Source organism: Bacillus sp. XT-4 (assembly GCF_050864245.1).
GTDB lineage: Bacteria > Bacillota > Bacilli > Bacillales > Bacillaceae > Bacillus > Bacillus altitudinis.
Genome location: NZ_JBPAFI010000009.1, coordinates 14,081 through 29,425, shown reverse-complemented (window position 1 = coordinate 29,425; position 15,345 = coordinate 14,081). Strand labels below are relative to the sequence as shown.

At 41.2% G+C, this 15,345-nt stretch carries 18 protein-coding genes; 3 read left to right on the top strand and 15 right to left on the bottom strand.

The window, feature by feature from the left end:
• Positions 1-48: 48 nt before the first annotated feature.
• The 5 genes from ndoA to acpS form a co-directional block, all read right to left on the bottom strand.
• Entirely contained in the window at positions 49-399 is a 351-nt protein-coding gene (ndoA, locus tag ACRRMM_RS17465; RefSeq protein WP_003214169.1) for a type II toxin-antitoxin system endoribonuclease NdoA, read from the bottom strand.
• A 4-nt stretch (positions 400-403) separates the two neighbouring features.
• Positions 404-685 carry a hypothetical protein gene (locus ACRRMM_RS17460; protein ID WP_003214273.1) on the bottom strand — a complete coding sequence of 94 codons (282 nt, stop codon included), beginning with the start codon at positions 683-685 and terminating at the stop codon, positions 404-406.
• A gap of 293 nt (positions 686-978) precedes the next feature.
• Positions 979-2,160, bottom strand: a complete 1,182-nt coding sequence (alr, locus tag ACRRMM_RS17455; RefSeq protein WP_144741116.1) for an alanine racemase — start codon at positions 2,158-2,160, stop codon at positions 979-981.
• Positions 2,161-2,288: 128 nt separating this feature from the next.
• The gene (locus ACRRMM_RS17450) at positions 2,289-3,305 is read right to left on the bottom strand and encodes an outer membrane lipoprotein-sorting protein (RefSeq protein WP_007496489.1); all 1,017 of its coding nucleotides are present in this window, start codon (positions 3,303-3,305) and stop codon (positions 2,289-2,291) included.
• Between the two features lie 160 nt (positions 3,306-3,465).
• Positions 3,466-3,831: a holo-ACP synthase gene (gene acpS / locus ACRRMM_RS17445; RefSeq protein WP_428828789.1), complete on the bottom strand. Its 366-nt coding sequence runs from the start codon at positions 3,829-3,831 to the stop codon at positions 3,466-3,468.
• Positions 3,832-3,925: 94 nt separating this feature from the next.
• Here acpS and ACRRMM_RS17440 point away from each other — a divergent pair, with 94 nt between their 5' ends.
• Positions 3,926-4,531 carry a rhomboid family intramembrane serine protease gene (locus ACRRMM_RS17440; RefSeq protein WP_007496491.1) on the top strand — a complete coding sequence of 202 codons (606 nt, stop codon included), beginning with the start codon at positions 3,926-3,928 and terminating at the stop codon, positions 4,529-4,531.
• A 55-nt stretch (positions 4,532-4,586) separates the two neighbouring features.
• On the opposite strand, the gene ACRRMM_RS17435 is transcribed toward ACRRMM_RS17440, so the two are convergent.
• The 7 genes from ACRRMM_RS17435 to ACRRMM_RS17405 all read right to left on the bottom strand — a co-directional run bounded on the left by ACRRMM_RS17435 (position 4,587) and on the right by ACRRMM_RS17405 (position 12,033).
• Positions 4,587-6,083: a PH domain-containing protein gene (locus ACRRMM_RS17435; protein WP_007496492.1), complete on the bottom strand. Its 1,497-nt coding sequence runs from the start codon at positions 6,081-6,083 to the stop codon at positions 4,587-4,589.
• On the bottom strand, positions 6,073-6,552 hold the full coding sequence (locus ACRRMM_RS17430; RefSeq protein WP_008346922.1) for a PH domain-containing protein: 480 nt from the start codon (positions 6,550-6,552) through the stop codon (positions 6,073-6,075). Before ACRRMM_RS17430 ends, ACRRMM_RS17435 begins: the two co-directional genes overlap by 11 nt.
• 110 nt (positions 6,553-6,662) lie before the next feature.
• Positions 6,663-8,153, bottom strand: a complete 1,491-nt coding sequence (gene cshA, locus ACRRMM_RS17425; RefSeq protein WP_058214406.1) for a degradosome RNA helicase CshA — start codon at positions 8,151-8,153, stop codon at positions 6,663-6,665.
• A 166-nt stretch (positions 8,154-8,319) separates the two neighbouring features.
• Positions 8,320-8,658 (bottom strand): hypothetical protein, encoded by a 339-nt coding sequence (locus ACRRMM_RS17420; protein WP_008346926.1) that lies wholly within the window; start codon positions 8,656-8,658, stop codon positions 8,320-8,322.
• A 127-nt stretch (positions 8,659-8,785) separates the two neighbouring features.
• Positions 8,786-9,478, bottom strand: a complete 693-nt coding sequence (locus ACRRMM_RS17415; protein ID WP_428828787.1) for an alpha/beta hydrolase — start codon at positions 9,476-9,478, stop codon at positions 8,786-8,788.
• A 26-nt stretch (positions 9,479-9,504) separates the two neighbouring features.
• Entirely contained in the window at positions 9,505-10,869 is a 1,365-nt protein-coding gene (locus ACRRMM_RS17410; RefSeq protein WP_017366659.1) for a UDP-N-acetylmuramoyl-tripeptide--D-alanyl-D-alanine ligase, read from the bottom strand.
• 81 nt (positions 10,870-10,950) lie between these two features.
• Complete coding sequence (locus tag ACRRMM_RS17405; protein ID WP_052320365.1) at positions 10,951-12,033, bottom strand: D-alanine--D-alanine ligase; 1,083 nt, start codon at positions 12,031-12,033, stop codon at positions 10,951-10,953.
• Positions 12,034-12,217: 184 nt separating this feature from the next.
• On the opposite strand from ACRRMM_RS17405, the gene ACRRMM_RS17400 reads away from it, so the two are divergent.
• Together ACRRMM_RS17400 and fbpB are read left to right on the top strand one after the other, a co-directional pair.
• The gene (locus tag ACRRMM_RS17400) at positions 12,218-12,538 is read left to right on the top strand and encodes a thioredoxin family protein (RefSeq protein WP_008346934.1); all 321 of its coding nucleotides are present in this window, start codon (positions 12,218-12,220) and stop codon (positions 12,536-12,538) included.
• A 339-nt stretch (positions 12,539-12,877) separates the two neighbouring features.
• The gene (gene fbpB / locus ACRRMM_RS17395) at positions 12,878-13,027 is read left to right on the top strand and encodes a Fur-regulated basic protein FbpB (RefSeq protein ID WP_065461547.1); all 150 of its coding nucleotides are present in this window, start codon (positions 12,878-12,880) and stop codon (positions 13,025-13,027) included.
• 99 nt (positions 13,028-13,126) lie between these two features.
• Here fbpB and ACRRMM_RS17390 read toward each other — a convergent pair whose 3' ends face one another.
• From ACRRMM_RS17390 to ACRRMM_RS17380, 3 genes are all read right to left on the bottom strand, one after another.
• Positions 13,127-13,462 (bottom strand): hypothetical protein, encoded by a 336-nt coding sequence (locus ACRRMM_RS17390; protein WP_008346939.1) that lies wholly within the window; start codon positions 13,460-13,462, stop codon positions 13,127-13,129.
• 117 nt (positions 13,463-13,579) lie between these two features.
• A complete protein-coding gene (locus ACRRMM_RS17385) occupies positions 13,580-14,347 on the bottom strand; it encodes an ABC transporter permease (protein ID WP_148943814.1) in 768 nt (255 codons plus the stop codon).
• A complete protein-coding gene (locus ACRRMM_RS17380) occupies positions 14,325-15,251 on the bottom strand; it encodes an ABC transporter ATP-binding protein (protein ID WP_428828786.1) in 927 nt (308 codons plus the stop codon). Before ACRRMM_RS17380 ends, ACRRMM_RS17385 begins: the two co-directional genes overlap by 23 nt.
• Positions 15,252-15,345: the final 94 nt, after the last annotated feature.

The following is a 15,345-nucleotide window of genomic DNA, read 5'->3' as shown; positions in this document are numbered from 1 at the left end:
TGAACACAAAAAAAGTTGCTCCCAGTAGAGCAACCAAGTATCACCATATTAAAAATCAATAAGAGCCAAACTAACTTGTAAGGCTTCATCAACCTTCTCCATCATCTCATCATCAAGATGTGTGATTTTATCTGTCAATCTTTGTTTATCGATCGTACGAATCTGTTCCAAAAGAATGACAGAATCTCGTTCAAAGCCGTAGCGCTTTGCATTAATTTCGACGTGAGTCGGTAATTTCGCTTTTTGTATTTGGGCTGTTATGGCTGCAACGATAGCAGTCGGGCTGAAGCGATTTCCAATGTCATTTTGAATCACCAATACCGGGCGAACCCCGCCCTGCTCGGAGCCAACAACAGGAGATAAATCAGCAAAGTAAACATCACCGCGTTTAACAATCAAATGTTTAACCCCCGCTGACTAATCGCTCAACTGTATTCTCAGCCTCAAATTCTGCGTATTGTGCCTCTGAAGAGATATTCAGATTAATTTTCGCCATCTCCATGTAGCCGCGTCTCATCGATTCACGATTTTGTCGAATATTACGTTCACGAATATACGTTTTTGTCGCTCGGTAGATCAATTCATTTCTTGTTACCTTATCCTGCTCTGCTACTCGTTCGATCTCAGACATTAAAGCCTCCGGCAGTCGAATCTTCATTTCATTTGTTGCGCTGGATTCAGACAAAAAACATACACCTCCACAAAACTTACGGATACCGTTTCGATCCATTCCAAGACTAATCATACCATTATTCAATGCACAAGCAAAGCTGTTTTTTCATGATTTCTTATTAGAACATGAAGCGGCTCGCCACCCGTAAATCAAGATGATAATGGAGTTCCTCTTTCCCATTATACGCTTTTTTCCGAAAATCATACGGTATTTCCAAAATCTCTAAAAAAGGGAGAATGTTTATGATGCCTTTGTAGAATAAAAGAGAACGATGTCAGTTTGAACATCGTTCCCGTGGATGCTGTTTATAAAAAGCTTGGCCCGCCTTGAAGCAGCGGATTACGTACATGAACCCTTTCGCCGTCCTCTATATAGACTCTTGGGACGCGGTAGCCAACAGAACAAGTGATTTCGTAGTTAATGGTTTCAAGCCGTTTGGCTATTTCATCGACAGATATCCTGTCTTCGCCTTGTGTGCCGATGAGCACGACTGGCTCCCCTGCCGGAATATCCTTTTTCAAATCAACCATGAATTGATCCATACACACCCGTCCAGCAATCTTTCGGCGTTTTCCGCCAACGAGCACTTCTGTTCCGGCAAGCTTCCTGATCCAGCCGTCTGCATACCCGATTGGAATCGTACCAATCCATGTATCTTGATTCGCTGTATAAGTTGCACCATAGCTCACGCTCTCACCCTTTTGAATGGGCTTTACATGTGCAAGTTTTGTATGAAGAGATAATGCTTCTTCCAGTTGAAACGGCAATTCATCTTTGATTTCTTCCGACGGCGACAGCCCGTACATACTGATGCCAAAACGAACCATATTGAATAAAGTGTCTTTAAACCTTAGACCTGCTGCACTGTTGGCGCAATGAATGAGCAGTTTGTCCGTATGAAGCGGTTGAAGCAATGTTTTAAACGTATCAACCTGCATACCGAAGTAGTTTTCATCTTTTTCATCCGCTGTGGCAAAGTGAGTAAATACGCCTTCCAGCTGTAAAAAAGAATGATCGTGGACAAGCTCTTTTACTTCGCTCACCTGCTCGATTGTTTTCACACCTAACCGATTCATGCCGCTGTCGATTTTCAAGTGGAAACGAATGGGTTGTCCCATCTGCCCTTTCATCACTTTGACGACTTCTCTCAGCCAATCGATCGAGTAAGCGGTCATGATAACGTTGTATCTAACGGCGACTTTGACATACTCTGACGGTACTGCGCCGAGCACAAGAATCGGGGCTTTGATGCCTTTATTTCTTAAAGAAATGGCTTCATCTAAAAAAGCGACGGCTAACAGGTCTGCTCCTGCTTCGAGGGCAGCTCTTGCCACTTCTATATCTCCATGTCCATATGCATTGGCTTTCACAACAGCCATTAGTTGGACGCTTTGACCAATATGGTCTTTCATATGTGAAACATTATGCTTGATTGCTGTTAAATCAATTTCTGCCCATGTGTCTCTATAAAAGGCATTTGTGTCCATTCATCACACTTCCCTATTGAATGATTCAATACTTCATTATGATACTAAAAATCCAGAATAATGTGAAACAACTCAAAGAAAATCAGCCCCTGCACAGGGCTGATTTGTTGTTATGTTAAGAATCTCGCCTATTTCGCTGACTGTCCTTCTACACTTTTGGCGACCATTAAGAGTTCTTCTTTCGATAAATCACTTGAAGAAATTAAGTAGTCAACTCCATCAGATGTCCAAGAAAGAGATTTGTCTGTCAGAACACCCACTGTCATGCCAAGATCGACTGGCTCGCCATTCATCGTCACAGGCGTAGACGCTTCTGCTACCCGCGCTTTTTCCTGAATGAGCGTGAAGGATTTCTTTCCGCCATACGTCATCACATACCGCTTTCCAGCATCTGTTGTCATTTCTTTCTCTTCCATTTTCTTCACGCCCTCTGGCATATCCACAGGCGTTTTCACAGCAAAGCTGTCAGATGGATCTGCGCTTGTGGCAACATCCATTTGAGAAAGTGTCATATTTTTCTTCTCATCAAAGGCGTCTTTGTCAAAGGATTTGTTGAATTCAAAGTGAGAGAATTCTACTTTCACCATTGGCTTTTTATCGCTATCCAGTACTTTCACACTAGCAGGCGCCATTGTTTTTTTATGAAAGGTAATCTCTTGGGTCGGCAGCATTTGGTTGTGCTGATAGTTGGTTTTTGTTTCAAAAACGTACTTCGACTCTTTTGCTTTGAACTGAGCTGCACTGTCATTTTTAATGTCTTTCACAAGTGATTCAAATAAATACACCTGACTGCTGTTGTTCGGCCAATCACTATGGAAGCGGAAGCTTTTGTTTAATGAAGGTGTCAGCACAAATACACCATTGCCATTTCTTAAAATGACTTGACTCTGATCCTTCTTCGGATTTTCTAAATAGACACGGTAAAGCTCCGGCTTCTTGTACCAAATTTCCACATGGTATTCCTGCGGATCATTTCCTGTCTCAATGGTCATTTTTGCTTTGGCTTTGTATGATGTCATTTCCTCTGCCTTTTTGTTTAAATCTCCAACGATATCTTGTTGAGATTTTTGACCGCATGCGGAGAGAATCAATACAAAAAGGATCCCCGTTACAAGCAAAACAAAGCTTTTTCTCACCCTTTTCAACCCCTTCGTTAATTGTGTTAAAAGGAAGAAACCGCTTGTTTGACTTTAACAGTACGCCTCAAGAGTTAACTGCGTACCGCGAACCATCAAAGCCTGTTAGCAACTCGCCCTTCCTTATCGCACTACCCAATATATGAAGGGGGGACAAACAATATGCAGACTAGCTTGACAACCTTTCAATTAAAACTTGTGCTGCAGCATATTCTTTTGTGTGTGTAATGGATACATGAACGTAGTCTTCTTTTGTTTTCTCACTTTTGATGAGGGGTTTTCCGTTTGCATCTTTTTGTATCTCGATGTCGTGAAAGCTTATATACTGACCAATTCCCGTACCGTATGCTTTTGCGAATGCTTCTTTCGCCGCAAAACGCCCTGCCAGAAACTCCAGCTGTCTCTTTTCACTTAGTGTGTGAAAGACTTCCTGTTCACGTAAAGTCAAAATTCTTTCTGGTAAACGGTGCTGCCTGCTAAGAACTCGTGACAGCCGGCCGATCTCTACAATATCCATACCGATTCCTTTAATCATGAGGTACCTCCTATGATACTCGTACTAATTTGGATGTTCGCTTCATAAACGTGTTACTATAAACTTACCATTATCTAGTCAAAAGGGGTTTGTTATGTTTATTCGAACGGAGAGCTTTCAACAATTTATTAGATCGTATCCAATCGTAACAGCGATCCTTGCTTTGCAAATCGGCCTATGGCTTTTATTTGCGATCCCTATTCCAATGATCCAGCTTGGGCAGGACCATCTCGTTGGTTTTAATTATGGTGTTGCAGCAGGAGAATGGTGGCGGCTTTTAACGCCTATTTTTCTTCACGGAAGTCTGACACATATTCTGTTCAATTCCATGTCGCTCTTCCTATTCGCTCCAGCACTTGAGTATTTGCTTGGAAAGGTTCGATTTCTTGTGATTTATCTGGGTGCTGGATTCATTGGCAATCTCGGAACCTATTGGGTGGAGCCTTTAGAGTACGTACATGTCGGGGCTTCTGGTGCGATATTTGGTTTATTTGGCGTCTATCTTTATCTTGTCCTATTTAAACCGCATATGATGGACCGTGGTAATTCTCAGGTGATCTTAACGATTCTCGGCGTCTCTGTTATTATGACGTTCGTCAACTCGAACATCAACATCATGGCCCACTTATTTGGATTGATAGGCGGCATGATCCTAGCACCGATCACTCTATTCTTCCATTCAAAAAAACGACGCTATTAAGCTCATAAAAAATGTCGATCACTCCGTTTAACGGGAGCTGATCGACATTTTTTGTTTAAGTTGATTGATTCGTTTCATAGGAATACCAATCGCATACACGTTCAGCATCTTCCTCTTCAAGGTGATGCACACCAAAGGAATCAAGCAAGGCAGAGGACTTCACAAAGGTGTGAATACTTGCCACCCGCCCTTTCTTTTGAAAATAGGATTGGGTCATCGTATAGTTTTGCATTCGTTTTCTTAAAACAATTCCGGTGGTCTTGCCGATACCTCTTGTCGTTAATTGAATCAGTTGATCTTTGATCACATATCCTGATTGTTTATAGGCTAAATACCCAAAAAACAAGGCAAATGGTAATGGAATCAGCGCCAAATACCCCCATGGTGGAAAACGTACAGAAAGGATTATACCTACAAGTAATGGAACAAATCCGTAAGATATCAGATAACGTTTTAGTGAACGCTTCGGCACTTTTTTCAATTCACTTTCTGGTGCCAGCTGATATTGATCTGTAAATTGCGTTAACAATTCATTGATCTTTTTCTTCCGTATGAGTGGAAATAAGACAGAAGAGGTCTCTTTTTCTGTAATGGAACCTCCTGCGCTGACAAGCATGACCGTCGCAAAACCAAATGGTTCACGCAGAATATTTTCTTTGATTTTCACTGCTTGAATTCTCGCAAGCGGAAGGGTCATTTGATGCCTTTCGATGAGTCCTCTTGTGATGATGATGTCTTTCCCTTTTCGTTTTGCGGTAAAATTCGCATATTGAAGGGCTGTTACCCCAACACTAAGAATCCACGCAATCAATACGGCAATAAATATGAGAATCGCATAAATCTCAACACTCGCATGACTTAAAAAAGAAAACCGTTTAAGGAATCCGTCCAAAGGTAGAATTTCATCTATTTGTGTGTAAATGGCGAGACACCCAGAAATAATGACGCCGATTCCGCTTGAAGTGGTCGCAGCCAAAAGCAGCTCTGGTATACCCATTCGGTAGGAAACACTGATTTCTTTTTCTACAGGCTGTTGCGCTGTCAGAGAATCAGGGAAATCTAAATTTTCATCAATCATTTCTTCTTGTTGCAAGCTTTTCTTCCGGTTGAAAATCGATTGCTTTAGTTGCTCAGCTTCTGCTTTTGTAATGGCCGTCAGGCTCACTTCAGGTCCATCCGTCCCGCCTGCCGTTTCGATTTGCACCCGAACCAAACCAAAGATCCGCTGGAAGATACCTTCACTTGTATTCACCGTTTGAATTCTTTCTAACGAGATATACTTTTTCTTTTTGGTGATGACACCTGATTCCACTCGAAATTCATCGTCTTCCATTCGGTAGGTGAATCGTCTCCATGCTAAAACGGTTGAAACAGCTTTCCATAAAAGAAGCACCCCAAGAATAATGAACGCATAAAAACGAATACTTGAATTCGAGTTCACAAAAATAAGCACGAAAAAAGGGATAATGAAGTTTTTGATCATGGATACGGCATCTGATATAAAATCAATGAACATCGAGATTGGATGTACACGTTTTGGTTCAGACATCATCTTCCGTCACCCTTGCTAATCGAGATATGTAATCGCGAAGCTCATCTGCCTCTTCTAATTCCAGTGCCGGAATATCATGCACTGTCGCAGCCGTAGAAATTTGAACAGATGCCAACCGGTAGCGCCTTAAAAGCGGCCCTTGAGATGTATCCACATGCTGAACACGTACCATTGGCACAATGACACGTGTGACACGAATCAATCCGTGCTGTATTTCAATTTCGTTCTCAAATACTTCATAGCGCCAGATGTGATGGCGGATTTTCGGGATGAGCCAGATTCCGAAGATGACCTGTAAAATCCACAAACCGATGAGGATGGCTCCAATCCAATATGGCCATTGAAAATAATAACTAGCTACAAATACCCCAATGATGATGAATAAGAAAATCAATGAGATAATTCCATTTTGAAGACGCCATACTTTTAATCCATTTAAGCTGATTTGACGTTGCGGCTGTTTTCTCACATTCTTCCCCCATTCTCTTACTTTTCTATCAATATATTACGAAAGAAAGCCTAAAAAGTTTCATTAGGCCTGTTAAAAAAAGCGAACCCTGCAAAGGATTCGCTTTTGAATTAGTTGTTATAAGATTTCTTTTGACGACGATCGTTAGAAGAACGATTGCGGTCATTTGAAGAACGCTTTTTATCACCGTAAGATGAACGGCTTTTTCCGCGATAGCCGCCACCACCGCCGCCGTCTCTGCGTTTAGAAGAGCTGCGGTTGTTACGATTGCGTTTTGAAATCATTGGTGCTTCATCTGTCAAACGAACAGGCGTTGCATCCGGCTCTTTTGTCATCATTTTGATGGCAGCCGCAACCACTGTAACAGAATCATGATCTTCTAATAATTCAGCAGCTGCTGTCATGTAGAAGTTTAAGTTGTTTTCACTGATGATTGTGCGCAGACGATCAATGGTTACTTGTTGTTGTCCTTCGATTGCCTCATCTAGTGTTGGTTCTTTCATACGATCCATTTTACGTTTAGTTGTTTGTTCGATCGCACGAAGCATATCTTTTTCACGTGGTGTGATGAATGTCATCGCCATACCTGTACGTCCAGCACGTCCAGTACGTCCAATACGGTGTACATAGCTTTCTGGATCTTGTGGTACGTCGAAGTTATACACATGTGTAACACCTGAGATATCAAGTCCACGTGCTGCAACGTCTGTTGCTACAAGCACATCGATTGAACCTTCTTTAAATTTACGAAGCGCAACCATACGTTTCGCTTGAGTCAAGTCACCATGAATTCCTTCAGCTGTATAACCTCTAAGGTTCAGTGCTTCAGTCAATTCGTCAACGCGGCGCTTTGTACGGCCGAAGACAATTGAAAGCTCAGGTGATTGAATGTCAAGAAGACGAGTCAATGTATCAAACTTTTTACGTTCATGGATATCCAAGTAGAACTGCTGGATGTTAGATACAGTCATTTCTTTCGCTTTTACTTTTACGTGTTCTGGGTTTGTCATGAAACGTTCTGCAATACGCTTAATTGGTGCAGGCATTGTCGCAGAGAATAAAAGTGTTTGGTGTTCACTTGGTACATTTGAAAGGATCGATTCAATGTCTTCGATGAAACCCATGTTGAGCATTTCGTCTGCTTCATCAAGCACGACTGTTTCAACATTTTGAAGACGCATTGTACGACGGTTAATGTGATCGAGTAAACGTCCTGGAGTCCCTACGATGATATGAGGATTTTTCTTGAGCGAACGGATTTGGCGACCGATATCTTGTCCACCGTAAATCGGAAGTACGCGCGCACGCTTGTCTTGGCCAATTTTGTATAGCTCTTCAGATACTTGAATCGCTAATTCTCTTGTTGGCGCAATGATAATCGCTTGGATATTTGGAGACGCTGGGTCGATTTTTTCTACAAGAGGAATACCAAACGCTGCAGTTTTTCCTGTTCCTGTTTGTGCTTGTCCAATGACATCTTTATTCTGAAGACCGAGAGGAATTGTTTCCGCTTGAATCGGTGTTGCTTCTTCAAATCCCATGCGGTTAATAGCTTTCATGAGACTTTCGCTTAATTGAAAATCTTGAAACGTTATAGTCAAATTATTCAAACTCCTTCTAATTGCTGTTTCAGTAATCTCGTGAATGATCATTAAAAACTGCCCTTTGTATGAAAGGACAGGTCCATTATATACAAAGCCCGAATTACCCTACCTTATATCTTACCATTACACTATTTGTTTTTCAACAAGACAGAAATGGATATATCTACTGCTCCACAATGACAGATTCACCTTCACTTTGATCTCCGTCCATCCATTTCCACTTTTCAAACAGTTGAATTTTTCCGTTATCCAGCTGCTTAGGAGTGGAATGACATGAACCGCTTCTCATGCTGCCATCCTTGCTTACATGGTGATATCTAAAATGAAGTGCTCCGTCTTTATACACAGTTCCTACAAGTACGCCAGATTGAATACTGCCGCCTTGATATGTGCCCGTTAAAATATTCCCGTCCTGACGATATTGAAAAATGGTTCCTTCCGATACTTCCCCATTGCTCGAATTAGACTGCGGGACAAAGGTTTTTCCGTCATATTGAAACAACCGAATCGACCACCTTTTCTTACCTATTGTAACATAGGCCTGTCACTCATTCGACAGAAATGATGCAAATTTTAACAAGTGGGATTCAATTTATATTAGTTTAGCCACATTTTAGCTTTTCTATAGATTAAATTGTTTTTTTTAGAAATTGTTCGACTTTCTCAAACAATTGCTGTGCACAAGGCTCATGACAAACGTGATGTTTACAATCAGGTAAATAGAACATTTCTTTCTGACGGGACGGGATTTTATGATAAATGAATTCTGCACTAGAAGCGGGTACGATCCCATCACTTTCACCTTGAACGATCAAGACTGGTAGATGTAGCTTTTCAAGAGAGCCTTTCGTTTGCTTCACCAATTTCATAAATTCTACAGCAGCTGATAGCGGTGTACTCGTCAGCTTATGACGATATCGATCATACAATGGGTTCGTATCAATCAAACCAGACAAGGATTCCTTCACCATCTGCCTTGTGTCTTGAATCATTTGTTTTGGGTTAACATATTTAGCAGCAGCACTTAACAGAACAAGACGGGACACTGGATACTTCGCTGCTAAATATGAGGCAATCATCCCGCCCATAGAAAAGCCGACCAAATAAATGGTGTCACATGTTCGGTAAAGGGATAAGAGTTCTAATTCAGCGGTGGCAATCCACTCCTGATAGAGAATGCCTTTGAGCTGAAGTTCCTCCCCATGCCCCGGAAGCGTGACAGATTGTACCGTCCAATCTGTCGTCTGCTTTAAATATTCTGCAAGTGGCTCTACTTCATACGGGGCACCAGTAAAACCGTGTATACATAGACAGCCAATCACCCTGTCACCTTCTTTGCCGATCTGTTTTATAGTGCAGTAATCACGTCTTCCAATCTCATGCCACGGGAAGCTTTGACAAGAACGACATCGTCAGGTCCTGCCACATCCGCTAGTTTTTTCTTCAGTTCTTCTTTGTCCATATAAGAAGACACGCGGTCGTCTCCAAATGCTTTCTTCGCTCCTTCAGCAATGAATGCGCCAAGACGGCCAAACGTTAAAACATGATCAATAAACTCAGGCTTAATGTATTCCCCTACTTCAAAATGATAGGTCTCTTCTTCACTGCCCATCTCCAGCATATCTCCGAGAACGAGTATGCGGTTAGCAAAGCCATCCATATCTCCTACAAGATCAATCGCTGCTTTCATCGACGTAGGACTCGCATTATACGCATCGTTGATAACCGTGATGCCCTTATCTGTTTTAAACAGTTCTAAACGCATGCCTGTCAATTTCGTTTGCATTAGCCCTTGGGCAATTTGCCTTTCATTCAGATTGAAATGCTGGCCGATTGCAATAGCTGCAAGAGCATTCTTTACATTGTGTTTCCCTAATACAGGAATGAGAAACCCTTGAGCGTATCCTTCCACTTGAAATTCAGTGCCTTCAGCGAGTTGGTGGATGTGAATCACCTTGATATCACAGTCCTCTGATTCCCCAAATGTTTTTACGCTACGTGCCAGGGCATTTGCTCTTTGGCGGAGTAAAGGCTCGTCTCCTAAATAATAAAAAGTCCCATCCTCTTTTAACCCTTTTGTGATCTCACATTTTGCATCTGCAATGGCTTCTCTTGATCCTAGATCCTGCATATGAGATTCTCCAATATTGGTGATGACAGCTGCATCAGGTTCAGCGAGATTAGATAAAAATTCGATTTCTCCTTTTGCACTCATGCCCATCTCTAATACAGCAATCTCTGTTCCTTCTGGCATTGCAAGGATGGTCAGCGGAAGTCCAATATGATTATTAAAGTTTCCATCTGTTTTATGGACTCTGTATGTCGTTTGTAGGACAGAATGGATCATGTCTTTCGTCGTTGTTTTGCCATTACTTCCAGTAATACCGACAACTCGAGGGTTTTCCTCTTTTAAGTATGATTTCGCAAGCTGTTGGAGTGCTGTCAGAGTATCCTCTACAAGAATGACAGGTACACCAGATGGTGGGTTCGCTTCTGTTTCATTCCAAAGAACAGCTGCCGCTCCAAGCTCCACTGCTTTTGAAGCAAAAGTGTGACCGTTAAAATGTTCCCCGATAAGCGGGATAAATAGTGCGCCTTTTGATACTTTTCGTGTATCTGTTGTCACTCCGTGTATCTGTTCTTCGCCAAAAGCTTCATTCGATAATGTGCCACCAGCCATTTGGGCGACTTGTTTCACTGTACGTTTGATCATGTTTTTTCGCCTCTCTTTCTCATTTCACGTTTGAAGGAAAAGAGACACTACCTGTAGGATAGTGTCTGCTTGCTTCTTACATTAAAAAGTGGTTTTAATGGTTTGTTTTTCTTGATGGCGTTCAATTGCAAGTGACACCAGCTTCTCAATCAACTCAGGATACTCTACACCAGTATGTTTCCAAAGAAGCGGGAACATACTAAAAGGTGTGAATCCTGGCATAGTATTCACTTCATTGATCAGCACTTCGCCTTCTTCTGTTAGGAAGAAATCTGCACGTACGAGGCCAGATCCATCAATGGCTTTAAATGCCTTGATCGCCATATCGTGAATCGTCTTGTACTCTTCCTCTGACACACTCGCAGGAATGATCAAATCTGTATCGCCATCTTCATATTTTGCTTTATAGTCATAAAAATCTGTTTTAGGTGCAATCTCACCAACGACTGAGCATTTCGGCTCGTCATTTCCTAATACACCAATTTCGATTTCTCGTCCTACAACGCCTTCTTCCACAACAACACGACGATCATATTGGAAAGCCAATTCAAATGCTGTTTGAAGCTCTTCTTTGCTGCGGCATTTACTAATTCCGACACTTGATCCCATGTTGGCAGGTTTCACAAAACAAGGATACCCAAGAACTGCTTCTACCTGTTCTAGGCTGTCTGATATGGCTTTCTCATAATCCTTTTTATTGAAGGAAAGATGCTTTGCCTGCGCAAGCCCAGCTTGAGCAAACACATCTTTCATCATGACTTTATCCATACCCGCAGCAGACGCAAGAACGCCGTTACCGACATACGGGATGTTCAATAGTTCAAGTAACCCTTGCATGGTCCCATCTTCACCATTTGGTCCATGTAGCAATGGAAAGACAACATCAATCTTTTCATCAGCTGCTGCAGGCTGTGGAAACATGCTTTCATTTAAAGAAGTTGGTAAAAACGTCTTTGCATTTTGTTCAAATTGAAGCATTTTGACGTTTGATACTGGTTCAGTGAGTTTTTCTCCTCTTAGCCATTCGCCCTCTTCTGTAATATAAATCGGATGTATATCGAACTTCTCAGTGTTAAGTGCTTTCGTAACTGCAAGGGCTGTTTGCAGTGATACATTATGTTCGGCTGACTTTCCGCCGTAAACCAATCCTAAACTTATTTTCAATGGATACTCCCCCCACTAAAATTCATCTTTACTATCTTATCACTTTCAAGCAAAAATGCTCTAATTAATTTTTGTTGTTACGGAATTGAAATGATTTGTAAAGGTTGTAAGCGCCCCCCGAGCATTTGTATGTCATTCGCCTTTATTTTATATTAAAATGACATTGAAAAGGAGTTGTGACAAATTGAAAAAAATTACAAGCACTGAACAATTCAACGAAATCATTCAATCAGACAAAGAGGTCATCGTTAAATTCTTTGCGACATGGTGCCCTGATTGCACTAGAATGGACATGTTCATTCCAGACATTTTAGAGGCTTATGCTCAGAATGAATGGTTTGAAATAAACAAAGACGACTTTCCTGAGTTAGCGGAAACGTATCAGGTCATGGGAATTCCTAGCCTGTTAATTTTCAAAAATGGCGAAAAAACAGGTCATTTACACAGTGCCAACGCTAAATCACCTGAAGAAGTAACGGAGTTTCTTCAAGAACACGTTTCATAACTCATTTGAATGGGGACATCAGCCAACTCATGCTGGTGTCTTTTTTTATATCCTTTTAAATCAAATCTCTTCATAAGACGAGATGTACGGCTAAAACGTTTCAACATAGGCAGGAATGTTTGATCTGATTTCATGACAAGGTTTGACAGCGGATTATTTCCTGGGAAAGAATTCATCGTCGATATGGATGGGAATATGTCGGTTACGTGAATTTTCTGAATTGAATCTTTACTTATGACATTCTGCTTTGTATAATGGAGTTGCTAATTGAAAATGATTATCAATTTCATCTATGTGAAATCTTATAGAGTCCATTCTACCAAAGGAGCGTTGAGTTACATGTCTAAGAAGAAAATCAAAACGTATCAGCAATTGATTGAAGAAAACAAGGAAGCGATCATGCAAGACCCTAAAATGATGGAAAGTATATACGAAACCATCGATAAAAAGCACCAAAAGCAGCTTGCCGCTGCTGGACGTGAATCATAAACACAAGAAGAGCAGTCAAACAGATGGCTGCTTTTTTATTTGCCTAAAGAAAAGAAAAAAGCCGATAAAATCTATTCTTCGATTTTATCGGCTTTTGTTTTAATGTGATTTCGCTACACGGTCTTGCTTCATTCCTAAATAGATGAGCATATATGTCAGATAACCCATTGTCATCGTTAAACCACCGAAGAAGAATTGTGAAAACACGGGTTCTTCAAATGTCGTAACGGCAGCAAGAACGATCCAGCTCGCATATAAATAGACCATGAACCATTTCATGTTTCTTTTAAATGTATACAGAAAGAAAAGACCCGCTAATGAAAAGATCCCTAGCGCTAGTCTGAAATAAACAAGATGATCAAACTGGAAGGCAAAAGACACAAACGAAAACGACAACAGCAACAAAATAGGTAAAGCCGTAATAAAATTTTTCACGATAGTGCCACCTCCATGACTCTGTCTTATTATAAGACAAAATCAGCCGGTTATCGTGAAATACAGACTCGTTTTCACAAAGATGTCACGAATTTTTCTTGTTATTTGACACAATTTTTACACATTTACATCACGCTTCCAAAAAAGGAGCCAAGCAGCACCAACAAAGAAAACGAAATGCGCCCCTACAATGAATAGCGAAAACAGAGGGTTCATGCCCTGAAAGAGCGGCGGACCTTGAAAACTGTATTGTGTGAAGTCCGTATTAGCGAAAAGTAGAATTTTCCCCCACTGATTTTCTAACAGAGACATGATCGACACTAATGATTTCGCTGCGTATAAGACGAAAAATGAAGTCACAAGTGCAATCAGACTGTTTCTAAACAAACTTGAGCACAGAAAAGCAAAGCTTGCCATCATGACTACTTCCACCCACTGTGATCCAATCACAGCAAATGTGTGCAGAAATAATCGCCCAGTGCTTTCATCAAAATCAGTACCAAAGAAAATAAGGCCAAAAAGAAAAGCGAACACATAATAAAAAACAAACAGGTAAAGGACCATCAGCACAAGAGTGATGTATTTTGACAAGAAAATATGAAGCCTTGTCTTTGGCCGAATCAACAAGAACTTGATGGTTCTTTTTTGAAACTCTGTTGAGATCAATGTGGCGCCAATCACGACAGCGAACACTTGTAAAATAAACACAACATTCGTGGAATAAGCAAAATAGTTTGCGACTGTATCTTGCCCGCCAAGCCCGGAAATGACTCGTTTCAATGCTAGAGCCATCGTCAATTGAAAGACAACAATCAGTCCAAGTGCAATGAATGTGATCTTTTGTCTCGTGATTTTTTTATGTTCATTCTTGATGAGTTGAAGCATCTGCCGTCCCGCCTTCCGTCCATTTCATAAAGGCCTCTTCAATTGATTGTTTTTGAGGCGTCATTTCAAGTACATCAAATTCTGCTAAGACAAGCTGTTTATTCAGCTCCGGCACACGGTCTTTATTCAGTTGAACCAGCACATGTTGATCCCTTTGTTCATATGTATATCCTTGCGTATCTAGCCATGAAACTGCCTTTTCTACTGGCTGAATATTCATCAGTACCTGCTCTTTCCCTTCCATGTCGCGAAGGTTTGTATTGGCTTTGATCTGTCCTTTTTGGATGATGATCATGCGGTCACAAAGCTCTTCTACTTCATGCAAAAGATGTGTAGCAAATAACACAGAGACACCTTCTTCTTGTACAAGCAGTTGCAAGTGCTCTCGAAACTCCTTCATTCCTGCGGGATCAAGCCCATTTGTTGGTTCATCTAAAATGAGCAGATTGGGCTTATGCAAAATGGCTTGTGCAATCCCGAGCCTTTGTTTCATCCCTAGTGAATACGTTTTGACCTTCTGGTGAATGGCGTGCTCCAGACGAACTCTTTTTACCACTTCAAGAATGCGCTCTTCTGAAACTCCATCATGCATAGACGCATACAGCTCAAGGTTTTCAAAACCTGTTAAATATGAATAAAATTCCGGATTTTCTATGATCGCCCCAACAGATGACATCGCCTTTAGATGATCATCATCTTGAGAATATCCATTTATGATGATCCGGCCGTTGTTTTTTTTCATCAAGCCAACGATCAATCGAATCAAGGTCGTTTTTCCAGACCCATTTGGTCCAAGTAAACCGACAATTTCCCCTTGCCTAATGTCTATCGAAATATGTTGCAAAATTTGATGCCGACCAATTTGTTTATCGACGTTCTCTATGTGTAAAACAGCAGACTGCAAAGTGGTTCCTCCTTCTGATGTAAAACCTATGGCGGCAGTTACGGCCGCTCATCCTGTAAAAAGTATATCACGCTAGACAAGCCGTTCCACGAAA

Bases quoted from the DNA above. Each gene is read 5' to 3' on its own strand.
- alr (WP_144741116.1), bottom strand. From the start codon at position 2,160: ATGGACACAAATGCCTTTTATAGAGACACATGGGCAGAAATTGATTTA.
- acpS (WP_428828789.1), bottom strand. From the start codon at position 3,831: ATGATTAAAGGAATCGGTATGGATATTGTAGAGATCGGCCGGCTGTCA.
- ACRRMM_RS17440 (WP_007496491.1), top strand. From the start codon at position 3,926: ATGTTTATTCGAACGGAGAGCTTTCAACAATTTATTAGATCGTATCCA.
- ACRRMM_RS17435 (WP_007496492.1), bottom strand. From the start codon at position 6,083: ATGATGTCTGAACCAAAACGTGTACATCCAATCTCGATGTTCATTGAT.
- ACRRMM_RS17410 (WP_017366659.1), bottom strand. From the start codon at position 10,869: ATGATCAAACGTACAGTGAAACAAGTCGCCCAAATGGCTGGTGGCACA.
- fbpB (WP_065461547.1), top strand. From the start codon at position 12,878: ATGTCTAAGAAGAAAATCAAAACGTATCAGCAATTGATTGAAGAAAAC.
- ACRRMM_RS17385 (WP_148943814.1), bottom strand. From the start codon at position 14,347: ATGCTTCAACTCATCAAGAATGAACATAAAAAAATCACGAGACAAAAG.